Origin of the sequence: Frankia nepalensis (assembly GCF_016786325.1) — a bacterium.
Lineage (GTDB): Bacteria > Actinomycetota > Actinomycetes > Frankiales > Frankiaceae > Pseudofrankia > Pseudofrankia nepalensis.
Genome location: NZ_JADWYU010000093.1, coordinates 22,789 through 41,553, shown reverse-complemented (window position 1 = coordinate 41,553; position 18,765 = coordinate 22,789). Strand labels below are relative to the sequence as shown.

Genomic DNA, 18,765 nt, shown 5'->3' with positions numbered 1-18,765 from the left:
CCGGTACCACCGCGCGGTGGTTCCGGGCGGCAGCCGGCGGCGGAGATCATGCTGGCATGCCAGCGATTGAGATATCGGCACTGCGCAAGACCTACGACGGACGGGCCGTCGTACACGACCTCGACCTGACCATCGAGGCCGGTGAGTGCTTCGCCCTGCTCGGCCCGAACGGCGCGGGCAAGACGACCACCATCGAGATCCTGGAGGGCTTCCGCTCCCGGGACGGCGGCCAGGTCCGCGTGCTCGGGCACGACCCGGCCAAGGCCAACCGGCGGTGGCGCTCGCGGATCGGCGTGGTCGCGCAGTCGACCGGCGCGGCGCTCGACCTCAGCGTCGCCGAGGCCGTCCGGCACTTCGCCGCCTACCACGCGGCGCCGCGGCCGACCGACGAACTGATCGAGGCCGTCGGGCTCACCGGGAAGGCGGGCACCCGCATCGCCAACCTGTCCGGGGGCCAGCGGCGCCGGCTCGACGTCGCGCTCGGCGTGCAGGGCCACCCGGAGCTGCTCTTCCTCGACGAGCCGACCACCGGCCTCGACCCGCAGGCCCGCCGCCAGCTGTGGGAGCTGGTCGGCCAGCTGCGCGCCGAGGGCACGACGATCCTGCTCACCACCCACTACCTCGACGAGGCGGCGCAGCTGGCCGACCGGGTCGGGGTGATCGCGGGCGGGCGGCTGCTGCAGGTCGCCCCGACGGCCGAGTTCGGCGGCGAGCTGCGCGGCGGCGCGACCGTCCGCTGGCGCGCCGGCGCCCTGGTCCGGGAGGTCGTCACGCGGACCCCGACGGCCCTCGCGCGCCAGTTGCTGGCCGAGACGCCCGACGGCGAGATCGAGGACCTGGAGATCCGCCGCCCCACGCTCGAGGACATCTACCTCGAGCTGCTGGCCACCGCGAGCCCCGAGACCGCCGGAACCGCCGCCGGCGACGACACTGCCGGCGACGACACCGCCACCGACGACGCGGCCGCCGGCCGGGACGCGCGCGACGCCACGCCCGGCGGCGCGGCCGGATCCACCGCGCGAGCCGACGGCCCAGCCAACCGGTCTTCCGAACCCGAGCCGCCGCGCCAGCCGCGCGCCGTCACCAGGAGTGGGTCATGACCACCGCCACCGAACCAGCCACGAGCGCCACCGGACCAGCCACGAGGTCGGTCCCGGCGCCGCCTAGCGCGGCGCGGATCGCCCGCGCGCGCGCCGTGCTCGAGCTGCGGCTCTACGTGCGCGCGCGCCAGGCGATGATCTTCTCTTTCTTCTACCCGATCATCATGCTGGTGATCTTCGGATCGATCAGCCCGGCCGACACGGTCGAGGGCGGTGTCACCTACGTCCAGTACTTCACCGCCGGGATCGCGGCGACCGGCATCATCCTCAACACGTTCCAGCAGCTGGGGATCCGGATCGCGAACGAGCGCGACGCCGGCGAGCTCGCCCGGCTCCAGGCCCTCGGCACGCCGGCGATCTCCTACCTGGCCGGCAAGGCGGCGCAGGTGCTGGTCACGACCGTCGCCCAGCTGGCCCTGCTCGTCATGGTCGCGCGCTTCGCCTTCGACGTTCCTTTGCCGGTGGACGCGGCGCACTGGCTGACGTTCGCCTGGGTGACGTTGCTGGGCACGCTGGCCGGGACGGCGCTTGGCTTCGCCGTGTCGCTGCTGCCGAAGTCGGCGAAGAACGCCGACACGGTCATCGTCCCGATCGCGCTCATCCTGCAGTTCTTCTCCGGGGTGTTCTTCGTCTACAGCAGCCTGCCCGGCTGGATGCAGGCAATCGCGAGCGTCTTCCCGTTGAAGTGGCTGACCCAGGGGATGCGCTCGGTGTTCCTGCCCGACGCGGCCGCCAGCGCGGAGGTGGCCGGCAGCTGGGAGCACGGCCTGACGGCGCTCATCCTCGCTGCCTGGGTGGTCGTCGGTGTCGCCGTCTGCGCCCGGCGCTTCCGCTGGCGGCGCCCGGCGTGACGACCACCACCGACAGGACGCCGCCGCGGGAGGCACACTTCCCGCGGCGGTAGTTCACGAGAGGCACGCTTTCCCACCCGGACGAAGGACGGATCGTGGCGGTGAGTTCGCAGGCACCGGTGGCGGCGGGGACGACGGCGACGGCGGCACAGCCGTCGACGACACCAGTGACGACGGCCGTGACCGCCGGGCGCGCGGAACCCGCGACGGCGCGCTGGCGGCGGATCGCCGCCTCGTCCCTGCTGGCCGACCGGTCGGACTACGACGAGGCGCCCCTGGGGGCGCAGATCTGGCATCGGGTACTCGTCGGCCTGCACCTGGCCTTCGCGCTCCTCATGGCCCTCGCCGCGCTCGCGGTGCTGACCACCGAGAAGTCGGAGAGCTGGGCGCGGCCGGTGGCGCTCGGCGCGATCGGCGCGATCGCGGTCGCGTACGCCGTCGCCGGACGCGTCGGGATGGAGTCCGACGGGCGCTCGCGCCGCGCGTCCTACCTCGCGACGGCGTACCTGGTGGTGCTCGTCGCGGGCCTCGGGGTGCTGGCGAGGGCGGTACCGGACGCGCTGTTCATCCTGTTCATCGCCTACCCGCAGGTGTGGTCCCTCGTCGGCCGGCGCCTCCCCGGCGTCGTCTGGACCCTGCTGGTGCTCGCCACGAGCCTCGGCGGGCTCATCCTGCACCAGGTCCAGGCGCGCGAGTCGGTCGTCCAGGTGATCGGCGGCCAGCTGACCGGGGTCGCGTTCAGCCTCCTCATCGGCCTCTGGATCAACGTCCTGTTCGACCGGAGCCGGGTACAGGCCCGCCTCATCGAACAGCTCGAACGGGCGAAGGCCGAGGTCACGACGCTGGAGCGGGAGCGCGGCGCGCAGGCGGAACGCGAGCGGCTGGCCCGCGACGTCCACGACACCCTCGCGCAGGGCTACACCAGCATCCTCATGCTGGCCCGCACCGCGATGGCCCAGCTCGCGACGGACCCGGCGGCGGCGCGCGAACGCCTCGAGCTGGTCGAGGAGGTCGCCGGCGAGAACCTCGCGCAGGCGCGGGCACTGGTCGCCGCGCAGTCACCGGTGGAGCTGGACGGCACCAGCCTGCGCGACGCGCTCGCCCAGCTCGCCGCCCGGTTCACCCGCGAGACGGGCATCGAGGTCGACCTGTCCCTCACCGGCCCGGCGCAGGACGGCGATCCGCCGGCCGACGGCGGGCAGCTGGGGCTGCGCCCGGCCGAGGAGCTGGTGCTGCTGCGCGCCGCCCAGGAGGCGCTCACCAACGCCCGCCGGCACGCCTCCCCGCGCCGGGTGAGCCTCACGCTGGCGACCACGCGGCCCGGCGAGGTGACGATGCGCATCGTCGACGACGGGGTCGGCTTCGCCGTCGGCGCCGCGACGGGCAGCGGCCTGACCGGCCTGCGCCGCCGCGTCGAGGAGGCCGGTGGCGAGCTGGTGGTGACGTCGACCCCCGGCGCCGGCACCCAGGTCGTGGCCCGCGTGGTCAGCGGCCAGTGACCGGCGCCGCGGGCACCGGCCACTGGCGCGCGCCGGGCGGGCGGCATCGGGCAGGCGGACGGCGACGGGCGGCAGCCGACGTGGCGGCGACTGGCGGCCGACGGCTGGACCCGTGCGCGGACGGGCTCGCGGATCGTGGCGGCATCGATTGGCCGACGATTGGAGCTGGACCCGTGCGCGGACGGGCTCGCGGGCGCGAACGGCCCACGACACGAACGGTTCGAGCACGCCAAGGGCTCGAGCGCACGAGGAGGAGCGCGGACGGTGGCGGCGGTGGACGAGCGGGCGACGATCGGCGTGCTGGTGGCCGACGACCACCCGGTGGTGCGGTCCGGCCTGGTCGGGATGCTCGCCGGCGAGCCCGACCTGCGGGTCGTCGGCACCGCGGCGGACGGTGAGCAGGCCGTCGCCCAGGTCGGCGAGCTGCGCCCCGACGTCGTGCTGATGGACCTGCGGATGCCGCGGCTGGACGGCGTGGCGGCGATCGAGCGGATCAGCGCCGCCCATCCGGACGTCGCCGTGCTGGTGCTGACCACCTATGACGGCGACGCCGACATCGTCCGCGCCGTCGCCGCCGGAGCGGCCGGCTACCTGCTCAAGGACGCCCCGCTCGACGCGCTCGCCGAGGCGATCCGCGCGGCGGCGCGCGGCGAGACCGTGCTCGCGCCGCCCGTCGCCGCCCGGCTGGCCTCCCGGCTGCGCGCGCCCGAGCCGGTCGCGCTGACCCGCCGCGAGACCGAGGTGCTCGCGGCGGTCGCCCGCGGCGGGACCAACGCCGAGATCGCCCGCGAGCTGTTCATCGGCGAGGCCACCGTCAAGACCCACCTGCTGCGGATCTTCGCCAAGCTCCAGGTCGACGACCGCACCCGCGCCGTCACCGTCGCCCTCGAGCGCGGCCTCCTCCCGCCCATCACGCCCCGTTCCCAGTAGCTGGAACATCCGGGGCATGGGCGCATACCTCGTGGTCGTGGTCCGCCCGGATTCCGCGACCACGAGGTATGCGGCGACGCCGGCGCCCAGGCCTGGTGGTCAGGCTCCGACGGAGCCGGCGCCGCTGGCGGTGGGGCCGTTGGGCTCGGCGTAGTCGACGCGCAGGAGGGCGTCCCCGGCGCTGTAGACGGCCGAGGTGACGCTCGCCAGCGCGCACTGGCGCCGGTCGGGCCGATGGAAGAGCCGCTCGCGTTGGAGGGCGCGCCGCGCGGTCCAGACCGGCAGCTGGTGGCTGACCAGCACGACGTGCCGGCCGGGGTGCGCGTCGCGCCAGTCGGCGGCGGCGCGCAGCATCCGCTCGGCGATCTCGGTGTAGGGCTCACCCCAGGACGGGCGCAGCGGATTGCGCAGCACCGCCCACATCTTCGGGTCGCGCAGCAGCCGGGGGCTCGCCTCGAAGGTCCGGCCCTCGAAGTAGTTGCGGCTCTCGATCAGCCGGTGGTCGACGAGCACCGGCAGCCTGTGGGCGGCGGCGATCGGCGCGGCGGTCTGCTGGGCGCGCAGCAGCGGGCTCGCGACCACGGCGGCGACGTCGAACTCGGCGAGGAACTCCGCGGTGACCTTTGCCTGCCGCTGGCCGGCGTCGGACAGGCGGTAGTTCGGCAGCCGGCCGTAGAGGATCTTCTCCGGGTTGAACACCTCACCGTGGCGCACCAGGTGGACGGTGGTCGTCCCGGGCTCGGTGGCCGTCTCCGGTCTGGTGGTCGTCCCGGGCTCGGTGTCCGCCGCCGTCCGCCCGTCCCGTTCATCCGCCGTCTGGACGTCCCGCTCGGGCGCGGGGACCTCGCTCGCGTTCACGGCGTCAGCGCTCCGCCCGCGCCGGCGGCGCTCGGTGGATCGGCGACCGCGGCGGCGGCGCGGGCCGCGGCGGGGGCGGCCGCGGCGATCCGCTCGACGGCCTCGTCGTCGTGGGCCGCGGAGACGAACCAGGCCTCGAAGGCGGACGGCGGCAGGTAGATGCCGGCGTCGAGCATGCTGTGGAAGAACGCCCCGTACTGGGCCGCGTTCTGCGCGGTCGCGCCGGCGTAGTCGATGACGGCGGCGGCCTCGGTGAAGAAGAAGCTGAACAGGTTGCCCGCGCTCGACGGCAGATGGGCCACCCCCGCCTCGGTCAGCGCGGTGGAGACGATGCCCGCGACGTCCGCGGCGCGGGCGTCGACGGTGGCGTACACCTCCTCGGTGCAGGCCTTCAGCGTGGCGAGGCCGGCGGCCACGGCCAGCGGGTTCCCGGACAGCGTCCCCGCCTGGTAGACCGGCCCGGCCGGCGCCAGCCGGGACATGATCTCCGCCCGGCCGCCGAACGCGGCGGCCGGCAGGCCGCCGCCCATCACCTTGCCGAAGGTGAACAGGTCTGGCGCCCAGCCCTCCGCGACGCCCTCGATCTCCCACCAGCCGGCCCGCGACACCCGGAAGCCGGTCATCACCTCGTCGAAGACGAACAGCGCCCCGTGCTGGTCGCAGAGCCGCCGCAGCCCGGCGTTGAATCCCGGCAGCGGCGGGACGACCCCCATGTTCGCCGCGACGGCCTCGGTGATGACCGCGGCGATCTGGTCGCCCTGCTCGGAGAACACCGCGTCGACGAGGGCGAGGTCGTTGTACGGCAGGACGATCGTGTCGGCGGTCGCCGCGCCGGTCACGCCCGGCGTGTCCGGCAGGCCCAGCGTCGCGATCCCCGAGCCGGCCGACGCGAGCAGCGCGTCGACGTGGCCGTGGTAGCAGCCGGCGAACTTGACGATCTTCGATCGTCCGGTGAAGCCGCGGGCCAGGCGTACAGCGCTCATCGTCGCCTCGGTGCCGGAGTTGACCAGCCGCACCTGCTCCAGCGGGCCGACCCGGTTCACCAGCGCCTCCGCCAGCTCCACCTCGCCCGGCGTGGGCGTGCCGAAGCTGGTGCCGCTCGCCGCCGCGGCACGCAGCGCGTCGACGACGTCCGGGTGCGCGTGGCCGAGGATCATCGGCCCCCAGGAGCAGACCAGATCGACGTAGCGGCGCCCGTCCGCGTCGGTCAGGTAGGCGCCCTTCCCGGACACCATGAACCGCGGCACCCCCCCGACCGCCCGGAACGCCCGGACCGGGGAGTTGACGCCGCCGGGCGTGACCCTCCTGGCGCGGGCATAAAGGTGCTCGGAGGCCGGGGCCGCGGACGGGCCCACCGTGCCGGCTGCGGGAAGGTGCATGCCCCCGATCCTCGCAGGTTGGTCGGGCTCCACTCGCGACCCAGTGGCGCTCTTTACCCCGAGGAGGGCCGTGAGCCAACTCACAGAAGCGCCTCTGGGCGCACGGGCCCGCTCCTGACGACCCGTCAGCCAGAGCCGTGATAGTGACAGTCATCACGACAAGTTGTCACAAACTGCCGAACGATCGGAGTCGTCATGCGTATTGGGACGGTGCTGCCGGATCCCGGCGGCCAGGACGCGCTCGCGCGGGTGCGCGACGCGCTCGCCCGTGCCGCCGACGACGGGCTCGCGTCCGCGTGGATGACCAACATCTTCGGCCTGGACGCGCTGACCACGCTGGCCGTCGTCGGCGGCCAGGTGCCCGGGATCGAGGTCGGCACCGCGGTGGTGCCCACCTACCCCCGCCATCCGGTGGTGCTGGCGCAGCAGACACTGACGGCGGCGCTCGCCACCGGTGGCCGGCTCACGCTCGGCATCGGGCTGTCGCACCGGCTGGTGATCGAGGACATGCTGGGTTACAGCTTCGAGCGCCCGGCGCGGCACATGGCGGAGTACCTCTCGGCGCTGCTGCCGCTGCTCGACGGTCAGCCGGTGGACGTCAAGGGCGAGACGCTGCGGGCGGCGGCCGGCCTCACGACCCCCCGGCTGGGGCGGGTCCCGGTGCTGGTCGCGGCGCTCGGGCCGACGATGCTGAAGCTCGCGGGCCAGCGGGCCGACGGCACCGTGCTGTGGATGACCGGAACGGCGACCATCCGCGACCACATCGCGCCGACGATCCGGGCGGCGGCCGAGGCGGCCGGCAAGCCGGAGCCCCGGGTGGTCGCCGCGCTTCCGCTCTGCGTCACCAGCGACGCCGCCGCCGCGCACGCCCTGGCGAGCCAGACCTTCGCGGTCTACGGCCATCTGCCGTCGTACCGGGCGATGCTCGACCGGGAGGGCGCCGCCGGCCCGGCCGACGTGGCGATCATCGGCGACGAGCACGCGTGCGCGGCCAGGATCGCCGCCCTCGGGGTCGCCGGCGCCACCGACTTCGTGGCCGTCCCGTTCGCCAAGGCTGGCAGCGCCGAGGAGGAGCGCACGGGCGCCCTGCTGCGCACCCTGGCGCGCGGCGCCTGACCGGGCCGCGGGCCCGCGTCCTGCCCGGCGCCGCGCGCCCGGACGCCGGGCCGCCCGCAATGCCGGGCGTCCTGCGTGCCGGACTTTCTGCATGCCGGGCCTACTGGCCCGGCTACCCTCGCGCGGGCATTTGAAGGTGTTTTCGGGGGTCCCCGGTCGGTCCGGCTGACGACCCCTACCCGCGGGTGCCCGTCCCGGACGGCCGCGCTAGCGGGTCGTCGTCGGCCGGGCTCCGCGGCCCGGCCACGGCGGCGCCGGCGCCCTCGGCGTCGGTGGCACCGCTGGTGATCAGCGTGCGGTAGGTACGGCCCTTCCCGGTGGCGCCTCGGCCGGCGAAGTGGCGGCGGGCCGAGTCGACGATCATCCCCAGGTAGAACATCGCCGTGATCGGCAGCAGCAGCGCGGCCGGCAGCGGCTGGCGGTAGTAACGGATCATCGGGACGTAGCTGGCCGTGAGCAACAGCCAGCCGGCCCCGCCGAGCACGGCGAGCAGCGGCGCGCCGGCCGCGAGCCCGGTCACCGTGGCCGCCACCGGGACGGCGAACAGCAGCACCAAACCGGCGGCGGCCGCGGCGAGCAGCGGCCTGGAGTGCCGCGGCTGGGTGTAGGCGCCGCGGGCGACCATGTTCCACAGGTCGGCGAGCCTCGGGTAAGGCCGCACGCTGTCCACCCGGTCGGCCAGCCCCAGCCAGGTCTGCCCGCCGGCCTTCTTGACCAGCCGGGCGATCGCCACGTCGTCGATCACGGCGCCGCGCACGGCGGCGAGCCCGCCGGCCTCGAGCAGCACCCGCCGGCGGACCATGGAGCAGCCGCCTGCGGCCGCCGCGACCGCCGACCGCGGCCGGTTGGACCAGCGGAACGGGTACAGCATCGCGAAGAAGTACCCGAACGCCGGGACGATGAGCCGCTCCCAGCGGGTGGAGATGTTCAGCCGCGCCACCTGGGAGACCATGTCGAGCCGGTGCGTCGTCGCCGACTCGACGAGCGCCCGCAGCGAGCCGGGCCGGTGGGCGATGTCGGCGTCGGTGAGCAGCACGAACTCGGCCTCGCCGGCGAACTCCACGCCATGCTGCAGCGCCCAGAGCTTCCCGGTCCAGCCGGGCGGTGGCGAGGTGGACGACAGCACGGTGAGCCCGACGCCGCCGAGCGCGGCGGAGTCACCGGCGTCCCGGGCGGCGGCCCGGCGGGCGAGTTCCTGGGCGGCCAGGTCACGGGCGACCTCGGCGGTGCCGTCGGTGCTGCCGTCGTCGACGAGCACCAGCGTCACCGGGCCGGGATAGTCCTGGGTGAGCAGGGACGGCAGGGTCAGCGGCAGCACGTCGGCCTCGTCCCTGGCGGGGACGACGACCGCGACCGCCGGCCACCCGGCCGGCGCGCGGCGCGCCGGCAGCCGCTGGTCGGTCCGCCAGTAGCCGCCCCAGCAGGCGACCAGCCACACCCAGCCGGCGAGCGCGACGCCCGCCACGATCGTCAGCGCCGTCAGCGCTATCTGGCCCGTCACTCTCAGTAGCCTGCCACGGCGGCCGACTGGTGGCGCGCGCCGCCACGGCACGGCGGACGGGCGGACGGCTCCTGGTCAGCCGCGGGCGAGCCGGGTGGCGACCTCGGTGGCCCAGTAGGTGAGGATGATGTCGGCGCCGGCTCGGCGGATCGCCGTCAGCGTCTCGTCGATCACCCGTTCGCGGTCGACCCAGCCAGCGGCGGCCGCGGCCTCCACCATCGCGTACTCGCCGGAGACCTGGTAGGCGGCCACCGGGACGTCGACGGCGTCGGCGACCGCGCGCAGCACGTCCAGGTAGGCCAGTGCCGGCTTGACCATCACCGCGTCCGCGCCCTCGGCCAGGTCCAGCGCGACCTCGCGCAGCGCCTCCGCCGCCGAGCGCGCGGGGTCCTGCTGGTAGCCCGCCCGGTCGCCGAACTGGGGAGCGCACTCCGCGGCGTCCCGGAAGGGGCCGTAGAACGCCGACGCGTACTTCGCCGAGTAGGCCAGCACCGGCAGGTCGGTGAACCCGGCGCCGTCGAGGGCGGCCCGGATCGCCCCGACCTGGCCGTCCATCATCCCGCTCGGCGCGACCACCTGGACGCCGGCGCGCGCCTGCGCCAGCGCGATGCTCGCGTACCGCTCGAGCGTCGCGTCGTTGTCGACGTCGCCCGACTCGGTCAGCAGGCCGCAGTGCCCGTGGTCGGTGTACTCGTCCAGGCACAGGTCGGCCATCACGACGACGTCGCCGCCGACCTCGGCCACCAGATCGGCGATCGCGAGCTGCACGATCCCGTCCGGGTCGTCGGCGGACGAGCCACGCGCGTCCTTGACCGCGGGGACGCCGAACAGGATGATCCCGCCGACTCCCGCCTCGGCCGCCGCCGCGGCGGCCTTGCGCAGCGAGTCCCTGGTGTGCTGCGCGACGCCCGGCATCGAGGCCACCGGCACCGGCTCGGGCACGCCCTCCTTGACGAACATCGGCAGCACCAGGTCCGCCGGGTGCGGCCGCACGTCCGCGACCAGGCGGCGCAGCGCCGGCGTGCGCCGCAGCCGCCGCGGCCGCGCCAGCGGGAAGCCGGCGGCCGGGCGCGGGCCGGTGGCCATTACCGTGTCTCGGGTTCGCTCCGTCGCCGCACTCACTCCGCGGCCGTCCTCCGGGGTCCCTGCCGGATCGGCGAAGCCGATCTGGGAGGTCCGCCTCGGACGACCACTCCGCTCACTTGCTCCTGCGCTCACCGGCGGCCTCGGCGCGGCTTGGGCAGGCGGGCGGCCAGCGGGCCGACCTTGCCGAGCTCCTCGCGGTGCTCGGCGGCGAACTCGGCGAGCGCGGTGACCAGCGCGGGGATCGTCGCCTCCGACGCCTGCACGTCGACCCGCAGGCCCAGCTCCTGGGCGGTGGCGGCGGTCGCCGGGCCGATGCAGGCGATCACGGTCGTCTCGTGCGGCTTGCCCGCGATGCCGACCAGGTTGCGCACGGTCGAGGAGGAGGTGAACACGACGGCGTCGACCCGGCCGCCCTTGAGCGCCTCGCGGATCGGGGCGGGCGGCGGCGCGGCGCGCACCGTGCGGTACGCGGTGACGTCGTCGACCTGCCAGCCACGCTCCTTGAGCCCGGCCTCCAGCGTCTCGGTGGCGATGTCGGCGCGCGGCAGCAGCACCCGGTCAAGCAGGTCGAGCGAGCTGTCATACGGCGGCCAGTCGGCGAGCAGGCCCTCGCTGGACTGCTGCCCCGTGGGTACCAGGTCGGGCCGGATGCCGAACGTGCGCAGCGCCTCGGCTGTCGCCTCGCCGATCGCGGCGACCTTCACGCCGGCGAACGAGCGGGCGTCCAGGCTGCGCTCCTCGACCTTCTCCTGCACCGCCTTGACGGCGTTGACGGAGGTGAACGCGACCCACTGGTAGCGCCCCGAGACCAGGCCGGTGATCGCCCGCTCCATCGGGGCGGCGGTGCGCGGCGGCTCGACGGCGATCGTCGGCACCTCGAGCGGGCTCGCGCCGTGCGAGCGCAGCAGGTCGGACAGGATCGCGGCCTGCTCCTTGGTCCTGGGCACGAGCACGGTCCAGCCGAACAGCGCCCGGGTCTCCCACCAGGACAGCTTGGCGCGGGTCGCGACCACCGGGCCGATCGACAGGACCACCTGGGCGACCGGCTGGCTGGAGTTGGCCAGCAGCGGGGCGCAGTCCCCCTCGACCCGGTCGAGGGTGGAGCTGACGGTGCGCTGGTCGGTGGTGGTGCCGTCGACGGTCACGGCGGTCGGCGTGTCGCCGGGCCGGCCGTGCTCGACCAGCGCCGTGGCGACCTTGCCGATCTCGTTCGGCGCGGCCGTGATCACCAGTGTGCCCGGGGTCTGGGCGAGGCCCGCCCAGTCCAGGTCGGACACGCCCGCGACCGTGCCGCTGCCCAACCCCCCGAACCCGCCGCCCAGGCCGAGGCCGCCGCCGAGGCCACCCCCGAGACCGCCCAGCCCGCCGCCCCCGAGACCGCCGCCCAGGCCACCCCCGAGACCGCCGCCCAGGGTGCCGCCGAGCGGGCGGCCGATCAGCCGGTTCGACCCGAACGGCGACGAGCCGAGGCCGACCGCGTCGGGGCCGAACGGGGAGGCCGCGGGCAGCTCGCCGCTGGCGGAGAACACGCCGGTGGTGCTGGCGTAGGTCACGGGCAGGCCGGGAGCCACACCCGCGTAGGTGGCGACGGCGGCGCCGGTGGCCACACCGGGGATGACCTTGTAGGGGATCTTGGCCTTCGCGAGCGACTGGGCGTCGTTCGCGCCGATCCGGGTCAGCCACGGGTCGGAGGAGTACAGCCGCACGACCTTCTCACCGGCGCGCGCGCGACTGACCACGGCGGCCGTCGCGCTCTCCGCGTCGCGGATCGGCTTCGGCGCGTCCAGGTCGCCGATCTTGAGCACCTCGGCGGACAGTGGCTCGAGGATGGCGGGGGCCACGTCGGGGTCGGCGACGACGACGTCGGCGGCCTTGAGGGTCTCGACGGCCAGCACGGTCAGCAGGCCGGGGTCACGGGGCCCGGCGCCCACCAGGGCGACCGGGGACACGGGCTTCTTGGTTCGTCGAGGAGTGGCCATGACGTCAGCGGGTTCCCATCAGCGTGTGTGCTCCGGCGGACAGCAGGTCGTCCGCGAGGCGCTTGCCCAGCGCCTCCGGATCAGCGGTCGGACCGGTGAGCTCGCGGCGCAGGACGGTCCGGCCATCCGGCGACGCGACCACCGCGCGCAGGCGAAGCTCGCCCGCGCCGACAGCGACGCCGCCCGGGCCAGCCAGGTCCTGGTCAGCCGAGTCCACGTCATGGCGTCGCGATCGTTCGCCGACAGAGTTCTGTCCACGAGCGGCCGCGGCGCCACCGGCAACGGGCGTGAGCCGCGCCAAGGCGCCGACCGGGGCGGTGCATCCCGCCTCGATCGCCGCCAGGAAGGCACGTTCGGCCCTGACCGCCACGGACGACGGTGCGTCGTCGAGCACAAACCGTAGCAGCTCGGCAAGCGGAGCCCCAACTCCGCTTCCCCCGGTAGCCGCCCCGCCGACTCCCGTGACATTCCCGTCCGGGACCACCGGGCAGCCCGTCGTCAGCCCCGCCGGGGCCGTCGCCGCGGCCAGGCACTCGATGGCGAGCGCGCCCTGTCCCGGCGCCGGAAGCATCACCTCCGGCTCCAGGATCTCGGTCACCGCGTCGAGCCGGTCAAGACGGGCGAGCCCCGCGCGGGCAAGCACGACGGCGTCCACCTCGCCGTCGATCGCCTTCTTGATCCGGGTGTCCACGTTGCCGCGGATCGGCACCACTTCCAGGCCAAGGCCGAGGGCGAGCAGCTGCGCGGCCCGCCGCGGCGAGCCGGTGCCGACCCGGGCCCCGGGGCCGAGCTCGGCGAGCGTGCGGCCGGTCGGCGAGACCAGCACGTCCCGGACGTCCTCACGCGGCGGGACCGCGGCCAGCGCGATCCCGGCCGGAGCGGCGGTGGGCAGGTCCTTGAGCGAGTGCACCGCGAGGTCGATCTCGCCGGCGAGCAGCGCGTCGCGCAACGCGCTGACGAACACCCCGGTGCCGCCGATCTGGCTGAGGGCGGCCCGGTTCCGGTCGCCCTCGGTCACGACGTGCACCAGCTCGACCTCGACGCCGAGCCGGGCACGCAGCTCGTCGGCCATCATCCCGGACTGGGCGAGCGCCAGCGCGGAGCGGCGGGTCCCCAGCCGCAGGCGGGCGCGCCGCGCGCCGGGCACCGGGCCCGGCGCGGCCAGGGCCAGCTCCCCGGCGGCGAGGGACGCGAACGACAGGGGCGCCGGCCCGAACTTGGCCCCAGAGGACACAGACGTCACGGTTGCTCCAACAGATCGGGGGCCGACACCACGGCCGGGACCTCTCTGGGCAGGTCGAAGAGCTCTCGCAGCGCCTCGGCGTAGGAATCCCCGCCGGGTCCGTTCGCGAGCTGCTGAACGCGCACGGTCGGGGCATGCAGCAGCTTGTCGACGACCCGCCGCACGGTGCCCGTCACCATTTCCCACTCGCGCGCGTCGAGCCCTGGCAGCCGCCCACGCAGCCGGTCCAGCTCGTCGGAGGCGATGGCCGCGGCCTGGGCCCGCAGCGCCACGACCGTGGGCGCCACCCGGACCGCGCCGCGCCGCGCCAGGAACCCGGTCACCTCGGCGGAGACCAGCGCGCGCACCGCCTCCATGTCATGCGAGACCTGCGCGCCCTCGAGCGCGACCCGCAGCGACTCCAGGTCGACGAGGACGACGCCGGGCAGCTCGCGCACGGCCGGGTCGATGTCGTGCGGCAGCGCCAGGTCGAGGAACACCAGCGGGCGCCCGGACCGGGCGGCCAGTGCCTGCTCGACCATCTCGTAGGCGACCACCAGCCCGGTCGCTCCCGTGGAGGAGACCACGAGGTCGGCCAGGCCGATCTCACGCGCCAGGTCGGCCAGGCCGACGACGCGGGCGCCGTGGTTGTCGGCGATCGCGGCCGCGCGCGCCGGGGTGCGGTTGGCGACCGCCAGCTCGCGGGCGCCGGCCCGCCGGACGGTCGCCGCCGTCAGGCCGCCGACCGCGCCGGCACCGATGATCAGCACCCGGCAGCCGTCCAGCGGCAGGTCGGCGGACGGGTCCAGCGGGGCCGCGCTCGCCCCGGGAGACGGCGTCACGTCGGCCAGCGCCGTCGCGTCGCCCAGGACCGTCGCGTCGCCCAGCGCCGTCACGTCGGCGGAGAGCCGCTCCGGGCGGCGGACGTCCAGGCTCCCGGCGGCGATCTGCAGGCCGACGGAGACGATCGAGGCGCCGGCGGCGTCGATCGACGTCTCGGTGTGCGCCCGCTTGCCCACGCGCAGCGCGGTCTGGAACAGCGCGGCGAGCGCGCCGCCGGCCGCGCCGGCGGCCTGGGCGCCGCGGAACGCCGCGCGGACCTGCCCGAGGATCTGGCTCTCGCCGACCAGCATCGAGTCCAGCCCGCAGACGACGGCGAACAGGTGCCCGACGGCGCGCGCCTCGTGGTGCACGTACAGGTGGGGCGACAGCTCGGACAGCTCGACCCCGCAGACCCGGGCCAGCTGGTCGGAGATGTCGGCGAGGCCACCGTGGAAGGTGTCGACCTCGGCGTAGATCTCGGTGCGATTGCACGTGGACAGCACAACGGCCTCGACGATGTGGTCGGCCTGGACCAGGTCACCGAGCACCTTGGGGGCATCGTCACCCGACACCGCGGCGAGCTCCAGTAACGAGTTCGACGCCGTCCGATGGTTCAGCCCGACCGCCAGCAGGCTCACGAGGCCTCACTTCCTGTGCCGGCCGCTGTGATGTGTCGCATGCGTACGATCCCATCCATCTGGCCGCCTGTGCCGGCGTCCACGATCTCGCCGTCCGCGGCCCCGGCGATCGCGGGGCCGGCGTCCACCATGCGCACGCCGTCCGGGCCGACGCCAGCAGTCGCCGCGTCCACCCCGGTGACCTGGGCCGGTGCCGCCGTCTCGAGCCCGCCGGACCCGGCGGCCTCTGAGGGCAGCGTGCCCGGGGGGACCGGTCGGACACGCGCGCCGCCGACCCGGGCCGGGCGCTTACGCGCCTCGTGGAACGACAGGATCTGGAGCTCGACCGCCAGATCGACCTTACGCACGTCGACCTCTTTGGGGACGGTGAGCACCACCGGCGCGAAGTTGAGGATGCTGGTGACCCCCGCCGCGACCAGCCGGTCGCAGACCTGCTGCGCCGCCCCGGCCGGGGTACAGATCACACCGATCGTCACCTGACAGTCCTCGATCAGCCTTTCCAGGTCCTCCACCGGCCGGACCGCGATGCCGCCGACGACCTCACCGGCGCGAGCCGGATCCGCGTCGACGAGCGCGACGATCCGGAACCCGCGGGCTGGGAACCCGCCGTAGCGCGCGAGCGCGTGCCCGAGGTTACCCACCCCGACGAGCATCACGGCCCGGTCCTCGGTCAGCCCGAGGCGGGTCGAGATGCGGTCCAGCAGGACGTCGACGTCGTAGCCGACCCCTCTCGTTCCATAGGAACCCAGGTACGACAGGTCCTTGCGCACCTTCGCGGGAGTCACTCCCGCGGCGGCGGCGAGCGTGTCCGACGACACGGTCTCGACGCCCTCGTCACCGAGCGAGGTGAGCACCCGCAGGTAGAGCGGCAGCCGGGCGACGGTCGCCTCCGGAACCGCCGCGCGGGCCCGGTTTTCCCGGGCCGTGCGCCGGGACTGGCTCATGACGCGCGGCTCCTGGGGACGGTCCTGGCCGCGAGAAGGCGTCGCCTGCGCGGGTGGGAACGTGGGTGGGAAGTGGTCGTGGCGTCCACTGTCTGTCCGGGTGGGCTCCGTCCGGTGGCGCTGGGTCCGGGCGGCCGGCCGCCGGCGCGACGCCGGCCGTGAGTGTTCGAACAGTCTACGACTTCGTGAAAGGCTTCACAAAGTCTCGCGCGTCCCATCTTTCCTGTCTCCGGCTGGACCACGGAACGCGACAGGTCGGGACGTAAGCCGCATGCCAGAGGGCCGAACAGCCGATCAGCCAGGGCCTAGGGTCCCGGCACCACCAGGCGCCCCGGCGGGATCCACGCGAGCGCCCGGTGGCGGCGCGCCCGGTGGCGGCGTGCCCGCGAACGTCACCACGGCCGGCGTCGACGAGCCGGCATCAGCCAGCCAGCATCGCGGTGGCCACCGTCTTGGTGGCCACTGTCGTGGTGGGCCGGCGTCAGCGCAGGGACCAGCGGCGGCCGGCCAGCGCGTCGCGCAGCCGGGCCTCCTCGACCCGCCAGTAGCCGTGCTCCTTGCCGTCGACCAGGATCACCGGGACCCGGTCGCCGTACTCGTCGGCCCTGGCCGGGTCCGCGTCCACGTCCAGCTCCCGCCATGAGGCGCCGGTCTCGCCCGCCACCCTGGCGACCGCCGCGCGCGCGTCGTCGCACAGGTGGCAGCCGACCCTGGTCAGCAGCGTGATCCGCGCCGCGTCCGCGGCGCCCTCGCCGCCCGTCGCCCCGGCCGCCCCAGCCGCGCCCATCCGCCCACCCCGCTCGCGCCACGTCCCGGGACGCTGACGCGCCCCGCCGCCGACCCTACCTAGCGTGCGCCACCCCACTGTCCCGGGTGAGCGGGCCTGCCACGCGCACCGCCGGGAGAGCCGTAGGCTCTGATGCGCGTGTCGGTCAGACGACAGCGCCGGCGTAACCACTGGCCAGCCGGAACTGCCGCCGTACCTCGCTGGCACGCCCGAGCGGCCGGAACGGGCCATGCCACACGCCGAGAGGTCGCGCGGCGCCGCGCGACCTCCGAACCCGCGACGTGCGTGGTTACCCGCTCCCCGGTCGCCGCGCGCCGTGGACAGCCAGGAGATGAGATGTGGTTGCGACCGCGTAAGGACGAGCCGACCGACGCGGACGCCGCGGCCGACGCCGCGGCGACGGCCGCGCTGAAGGTCGCGGCCCAGATATCGCCCAAGGCGCCACCCGACCCGACGGCGGCCGCCTTCTTCGACGTGGACAACACCATGATGGCGGGCGCGTCGATCTTCTACTTCGCGCGGGGCCTGGCCGCCCGTGACTTCTTCGACTCCCGGGACCTGCTGAAGTTCGGCTGGCAGCACGTCTCCTACCGGCTGCGCGGCCTGGAGGACCCGAACGGCATGCACAACGCCAAGGAGGCGGCGCTCGCCTTCGTGGCCGGCCGGGAGGTCGACGAGATCGTCCGCTACGGCGAGGAGATCTACGACGAGCGGATGGCGGAGCAGATCTACTCGGGCACGCTGGCGCTCGCGCAGCAGCATCTCGACGCGGGGCACCGAGTGTGGCTGGTCACGGCGACCCCGGTGGAGCTGGCGTCGATCATCGCTCGCCGGCTGGGGCTGACCGGGGCGCTCGGCACCGTCTCCGAGGTGGTCGACGGCCGCTACACGGGCCACCTGGTCGGCGACCCGCTGCACGGCCCGGGCAAGGCTGCGGCGGTGCGCGCGCTCGCCGATCGCGAGCACCTCGACCTGACCCGCTGCTGGGCCTACTCGGACTCGATCAACGACCTGCCGATGCTGTCGATGGTCGGCAATCCGGTCGCGGTCAACCCCGACCCGGACCTGAAGACCGCGGCCAAGGAACGCGACTGGTCGATCAAGGACTTCCGCACGGCCCGGAAGGCCGCCAAGGTCGGCATCCCGACCGCCGCCGGCCTCGGGGCGCTCGCCGGCGGCGTCGCGGCCGGCATGGCCCTGCGCCGCCGCTACGGCGAGATCTGAGCCCGGTGCGCGCACGGCCACGCGGCCACGGGAGCGGCCGCCACCGGCTCGGCCTGGGGCATTGACTACTGCCGGCTCAGTTTGTCCCTCAGTTGTCGCACGATGCCGCGTTCCAGCGCCGGGTCGGGTACCGAGTCCAACTGTATAAGGGTGACCCGCGCCTCGACTCGCCCTAGGAAAACAAAGATCACATCGCAGAACACCACACGACTGCGTTGGCCGGCTTGGACGCGCATCTGAAAACGGACCGCCGCCGTGACATCCGGCAACCCGCTCAGAGTCTTGCCGGTCTCGATGTCGACCGTGGTGCCTTCCTGCGAGGTTATCTTGAGATTCTGCCGTAAGCAGTCCGGGAGTTGGGACTGCTGCAGATATCCAGCCATGACCCGGACGCTGTCTGGATCACGTATGTCGGCCGTCGACTCGATCGACGTCCCGTGCGTGGAGTCATGGAGTTCCGGACCCGTCGCCGAGTCAGTCGCCTCGCGCCCCTCGGTCCCCGGAACCACACCCATGCACGACCGAAATGCTGTCGATTCCGGTTCTTCTGAGGTAGTGGCCGCCGACGTCGGCTCTGGCGTCCGTGTATCGAAGGACTCCGTCTCGGGTCCCCTGGTGAGGACATAGTCGGCCGCGCGCAGCGGGGCGGGCGCCGATGTGGGCCGCGGCTCCGCGTCCGGTGTCCGGCCGGCCGCCGGGGTGCCCTCGCCGAAGTCGCATGACATCACCGCGAGGCTCAGCAGGACCGCGACGACAAGGACGACGCGACCAGCCGGTCGAGGCCCCCGCGACGGCGCAGCACCGGCCTCGACACAGCCGGGCCGGCCGC

16 protein-coding genes are annotated in these 18,765 nt (G+C 74.6%); 6 read left to right on the top strand and 10 right to left on the bottom strand.

Translation table 11 applies throughout. The annotated features are described in order from the left end of the window. The first annotated feature begins 56 nt into the window (after positions 1–56). From I6A81_RS07095 to I6A81_RS07080, 4 genes are all read left to right on the top strand, one after another. Complete coding sequence (locus tag I6A81_RS07095; RefSeq protein WP_238429241.1) at positions 57–1,100, top strand: ABC transporter ATP-binding protein; 1,044 nt, start codon at positions 57–59, stop codon at positions 1,098–1,100. After that, positions 1,097–1,951 (top strand): ABC transporter permease, encoded by an 855-nt coding sequence (locus I6A81_RS07090; RefSeq protein ID WP_203003482.1) that lies wholly within the window; start codon positions 1,097–1,099, stop codon positions 1,949–1,951. Before I6A81_RS07095 ends, I6A81_RS07090 begins: the two co-directional genes overlap by 4 nt. Before the next feature lie 95 nt (positions 1,952–2,046). Further along, the gene (locus tag I6A81_RS07085) at positions 2,047–3,450 is read left to right on the top strand and encodes a sensor histidine kinase (RefSeq protein ID WP_307874515.1); all 1,404 of its coding nucleotides are present in this window, start codon (positions 2,047–2,049) and stop codon (positions 3,448–3,450) included. Between the two features lie 264 nt (positions 3,451–3,714). Next, on the top strand, positions 3,715–4,380 hold the full coding sequence (locus I6A81_RS07080; protein WP_203003483.1) for a response regulator transcription factor: 666 nt from the start codon (positions 3,715–3,717) through the stop codon (positions 4,378–4,380). A 99-nt stretch (positions 4,381–4,479) separates the two neighbouring features. Here I6A81_RS07080 and I6A81_RS07075 read toward each other — a convergent pair whose 3' ends face one another. After that, positions 4,480–5,097, bottom strand: a complete 618-nt coding sequence (locus I6A81_RS07075; RefSeq protein ID WP_203003494.1) for a histidine phosphatase family protein — start codon at positions 5,095–5,097, stop codon at positions 4,480–4,482. A 137-nt stretch (positions 5,098–5,234) separates the two neighbouring features. Further along, positions 5,235–6,617, bottom strand: coding sequence for a glutamate-1-semialdehyde 2,1-aminomutase (gene hemL / locus I6A81_RS07070; protein WP_203003484.1), 1,383 nt, complete (start codon positions 6,615–6,617; stop codon positions 5,235–5,237). Between the two features lie 195 nt (positions 6,618–6,812). On the opposite strand from hemL, the gene I6A81_RS07065 reads away from it, so the two are divergent. Continuing rightward, positions 6,813–7,733, top strand: a complete 921-nt coding sequence (locus I6A81_RS07065) for a TIGR03564 family F420-dependent LLM class oxidoreductase (protein ID WP_203003485.1) — start codon at positions 6,813–6,815, stop codon at positions 7,731–7,733. Positions 7,734–7,908: 175 nt separating this feature from the next. Here the strand turns inward: I6A81_RS07065 and I6A81_RS07060 are convergent, their stop codons facing one another. The 7 genes from I6A81_RS07060 to I6A81_RS07030 form a co-directional block, all read right to left on the bottom strand. After that, on the bottom strand, positions 7,909–9,234 hold the full coding sequence (locus I6A81_RS07060) for a glycosyltransferase (protein ID WP_203003486.1): 1,326 nt from the start codon (positions 9,232–9,234) through the stop codon (positions 7,909–7,911). 75 nt (positions 9,235–9,309) lie between these two features. Continuing rightward, positions 9,310–10,320, bottom strand: a complete 1,011-nt coding sequence (gene hemB / locus I6A81_RS07055) for a porphobilinogen synthase (RefSeq protein ID WP_203003495.1) — start codon at positions 10,318–10,320, stop codon at positions 9,310–9,312. A gap of 128 nt (positions 10,321–10,448) precedes the next feature. Next, positions 10,449–12,299, bottom strand: coding sequence for a bifunctional uroporphyrinogen-III C-methyltransferase/uroporphyrinogen-III synthase (locus tag I6A81_RS07050; protein WP_203010129.1), 1,851 nt, complete (start codon positions 12,297–12,299; stop codon positions 10,449–10,451). Between the two features lie 4 nt (positions 12,300–12,303). Further along, positions 12,304–13,374 (bottom strand): hydroxymethylbilane synthase, encoded by a 1,071-nt coding sequence (hemC, locus tag I6A81_RS07045; RefSeq protein WP_407661269.1) that lies wholly within the window; start codon positions 13,372–13,374, stop codon positions 12,304–12,306. Between the two features lie 164 nt (positions 13,375–13,538). Further along, positions 13,539–14,981, bottom strand: coding sequence for a glutamyl-tRNA reductase (locus I6A81_RS07040; RefSeq protein ID WP_203006525.1), 1,443 nt, complete (start codon positions 14,979–14,981; stop codon positions 13,539–13,541). Continuing rightward, positions 14,978–15,925 (bottom strand): redox-sensing transcriptional repressor Rex, encoded by a 948-nt coding sequence (locus I6A81_RS07035; protein WP_203006526.1) that lies wholly within the window; start codon positions 15,923–15,925, stop codon positions 14,978–14,980. Before I6A81_RS07035 ends, I6A81_RS07040 begins: the two co-directional genes overlap by 4 nt. A 481-nt stretch (positions 15,926–16,406) precedes the next feature. Continuing rightward, a complete protein-coding gene (locus tag I6A81_RS07030) occupies positions 16,407–16,712 on the bottom strand; it encodes a glutaredoxin family protein (protein WP_203006527.1) in 306 nt (101 codons plus the stop codon). Between the two features lie 336 nt (positions 16,713–17,048). Here I6A81_RS07030 and I6A81_RS07025 point away from each other — a divergent pair, with 336 nt between their 5' ends. Beyond that, positions 17,049–17,936, top strand: a complete 888-nt coding sequence (locus tag I6A81_RS07025; protein WP_203006528.1) for an HAD family hydrolase — start codon at positions 17,049–17,051, stop codon at positions 17,934–17,936. 65 nt (positions 17,937–18,001) lie between these two features. On the opposite strand, the gene I6A81_RS07020 is transcribed toward I6A81_RS07025, so the two are convergent. After that, on the bottom strand, positions 18,002–18,319 hold the full coding sequence (locus I6A81_RS07020) for a hypothetical protein (protein ID WP_203006529.1): 318 nt from the start codon (positions 18,317–18,319) through the stop codon (positions 18,002–18,004). Between the last annotated feature and the right edge of the window lie 446 nt (positions 18,320–18,765).

Bases quoted from the DNA above. Each gene is read 5' to 3' on its own strand.
- I6A81_RS07095 (WP_238429241.1), top strand. From the start codon at position 57: ATGCCAGCGATTGAGATATCGGCACTGCGCAAGACCTACGACGGACGG.
- I6A81_RS07090 (WP_203003482.1), top strand. From the start codon at position 1,097: ATGACCACCGCCACCGAACCAGCCACGAGCGCCACCGGACCAGCCACG.
- hemL (WP_203003484.1), bottom strand. From the start codon at position 6,617: ATGCACCTTCCCGCAGCCGGCACGGTGGGCCCGTCCGCGGCCCCGGCC.
- I6A81_RS07065 (WP_203003485.1), top strand. From the start codon at position 6,813: ATGCGTATTGGGACGGTGCTGCCGGATCCCGGCGGCCAGGACGCGCTC.
- hemB (WP_203003495.1), bottom strand. From the start codon at position 10,320: ATGGCCACCGGCCCGCGCCCGGCCGCCGGCTTCCCGCTGGCGCGGCCG.
- I6A81_RS07050 (WP_203010129.1), bottom strand. From the start codon at position 12,299: ATGGCCACTCCTCGACGAACCAAGAAGCCCGTGTCCCCGGTCGCCCTG.
- hemC (WP_407661269.1), bottom strand. From the start codon at position 13,374: ATGATGGCCGACGAGCTGCGTGCCCGGCTCGGCGTCGAGGTCGAGCTG.
- I6A81_RS07035 (WP_203006526.1), bottom strand. From the start codon at position 15,925: ATGAGCCAGTCCCGGCGCACGGCCCGGGAAAACCGGGCCCGCGCGGCG.
- I6A81_RS07030 (WP_203006527.1), bottom strand. From the start codon at position 16,712: ATGGGCGCGGCTGGGGCGGCCGGGGCGACGGGCGGCGAGGGCGCCGCG.
- I6A81_RS07025 (WP_203006528.1), top strand. From the start codon at position 17,049: ATGTGGTTGCGACCGCGTAAGGACGAGCCGACCGACGCGGACGCCGCG.
- I6A81_RS07020 (WP_203006529.1), bottom strand. From the start codon at position 18,319: ATGGCTGGATATCTGCAGCAGTCCCAACTCCCGGACTGCTTACGGCAG.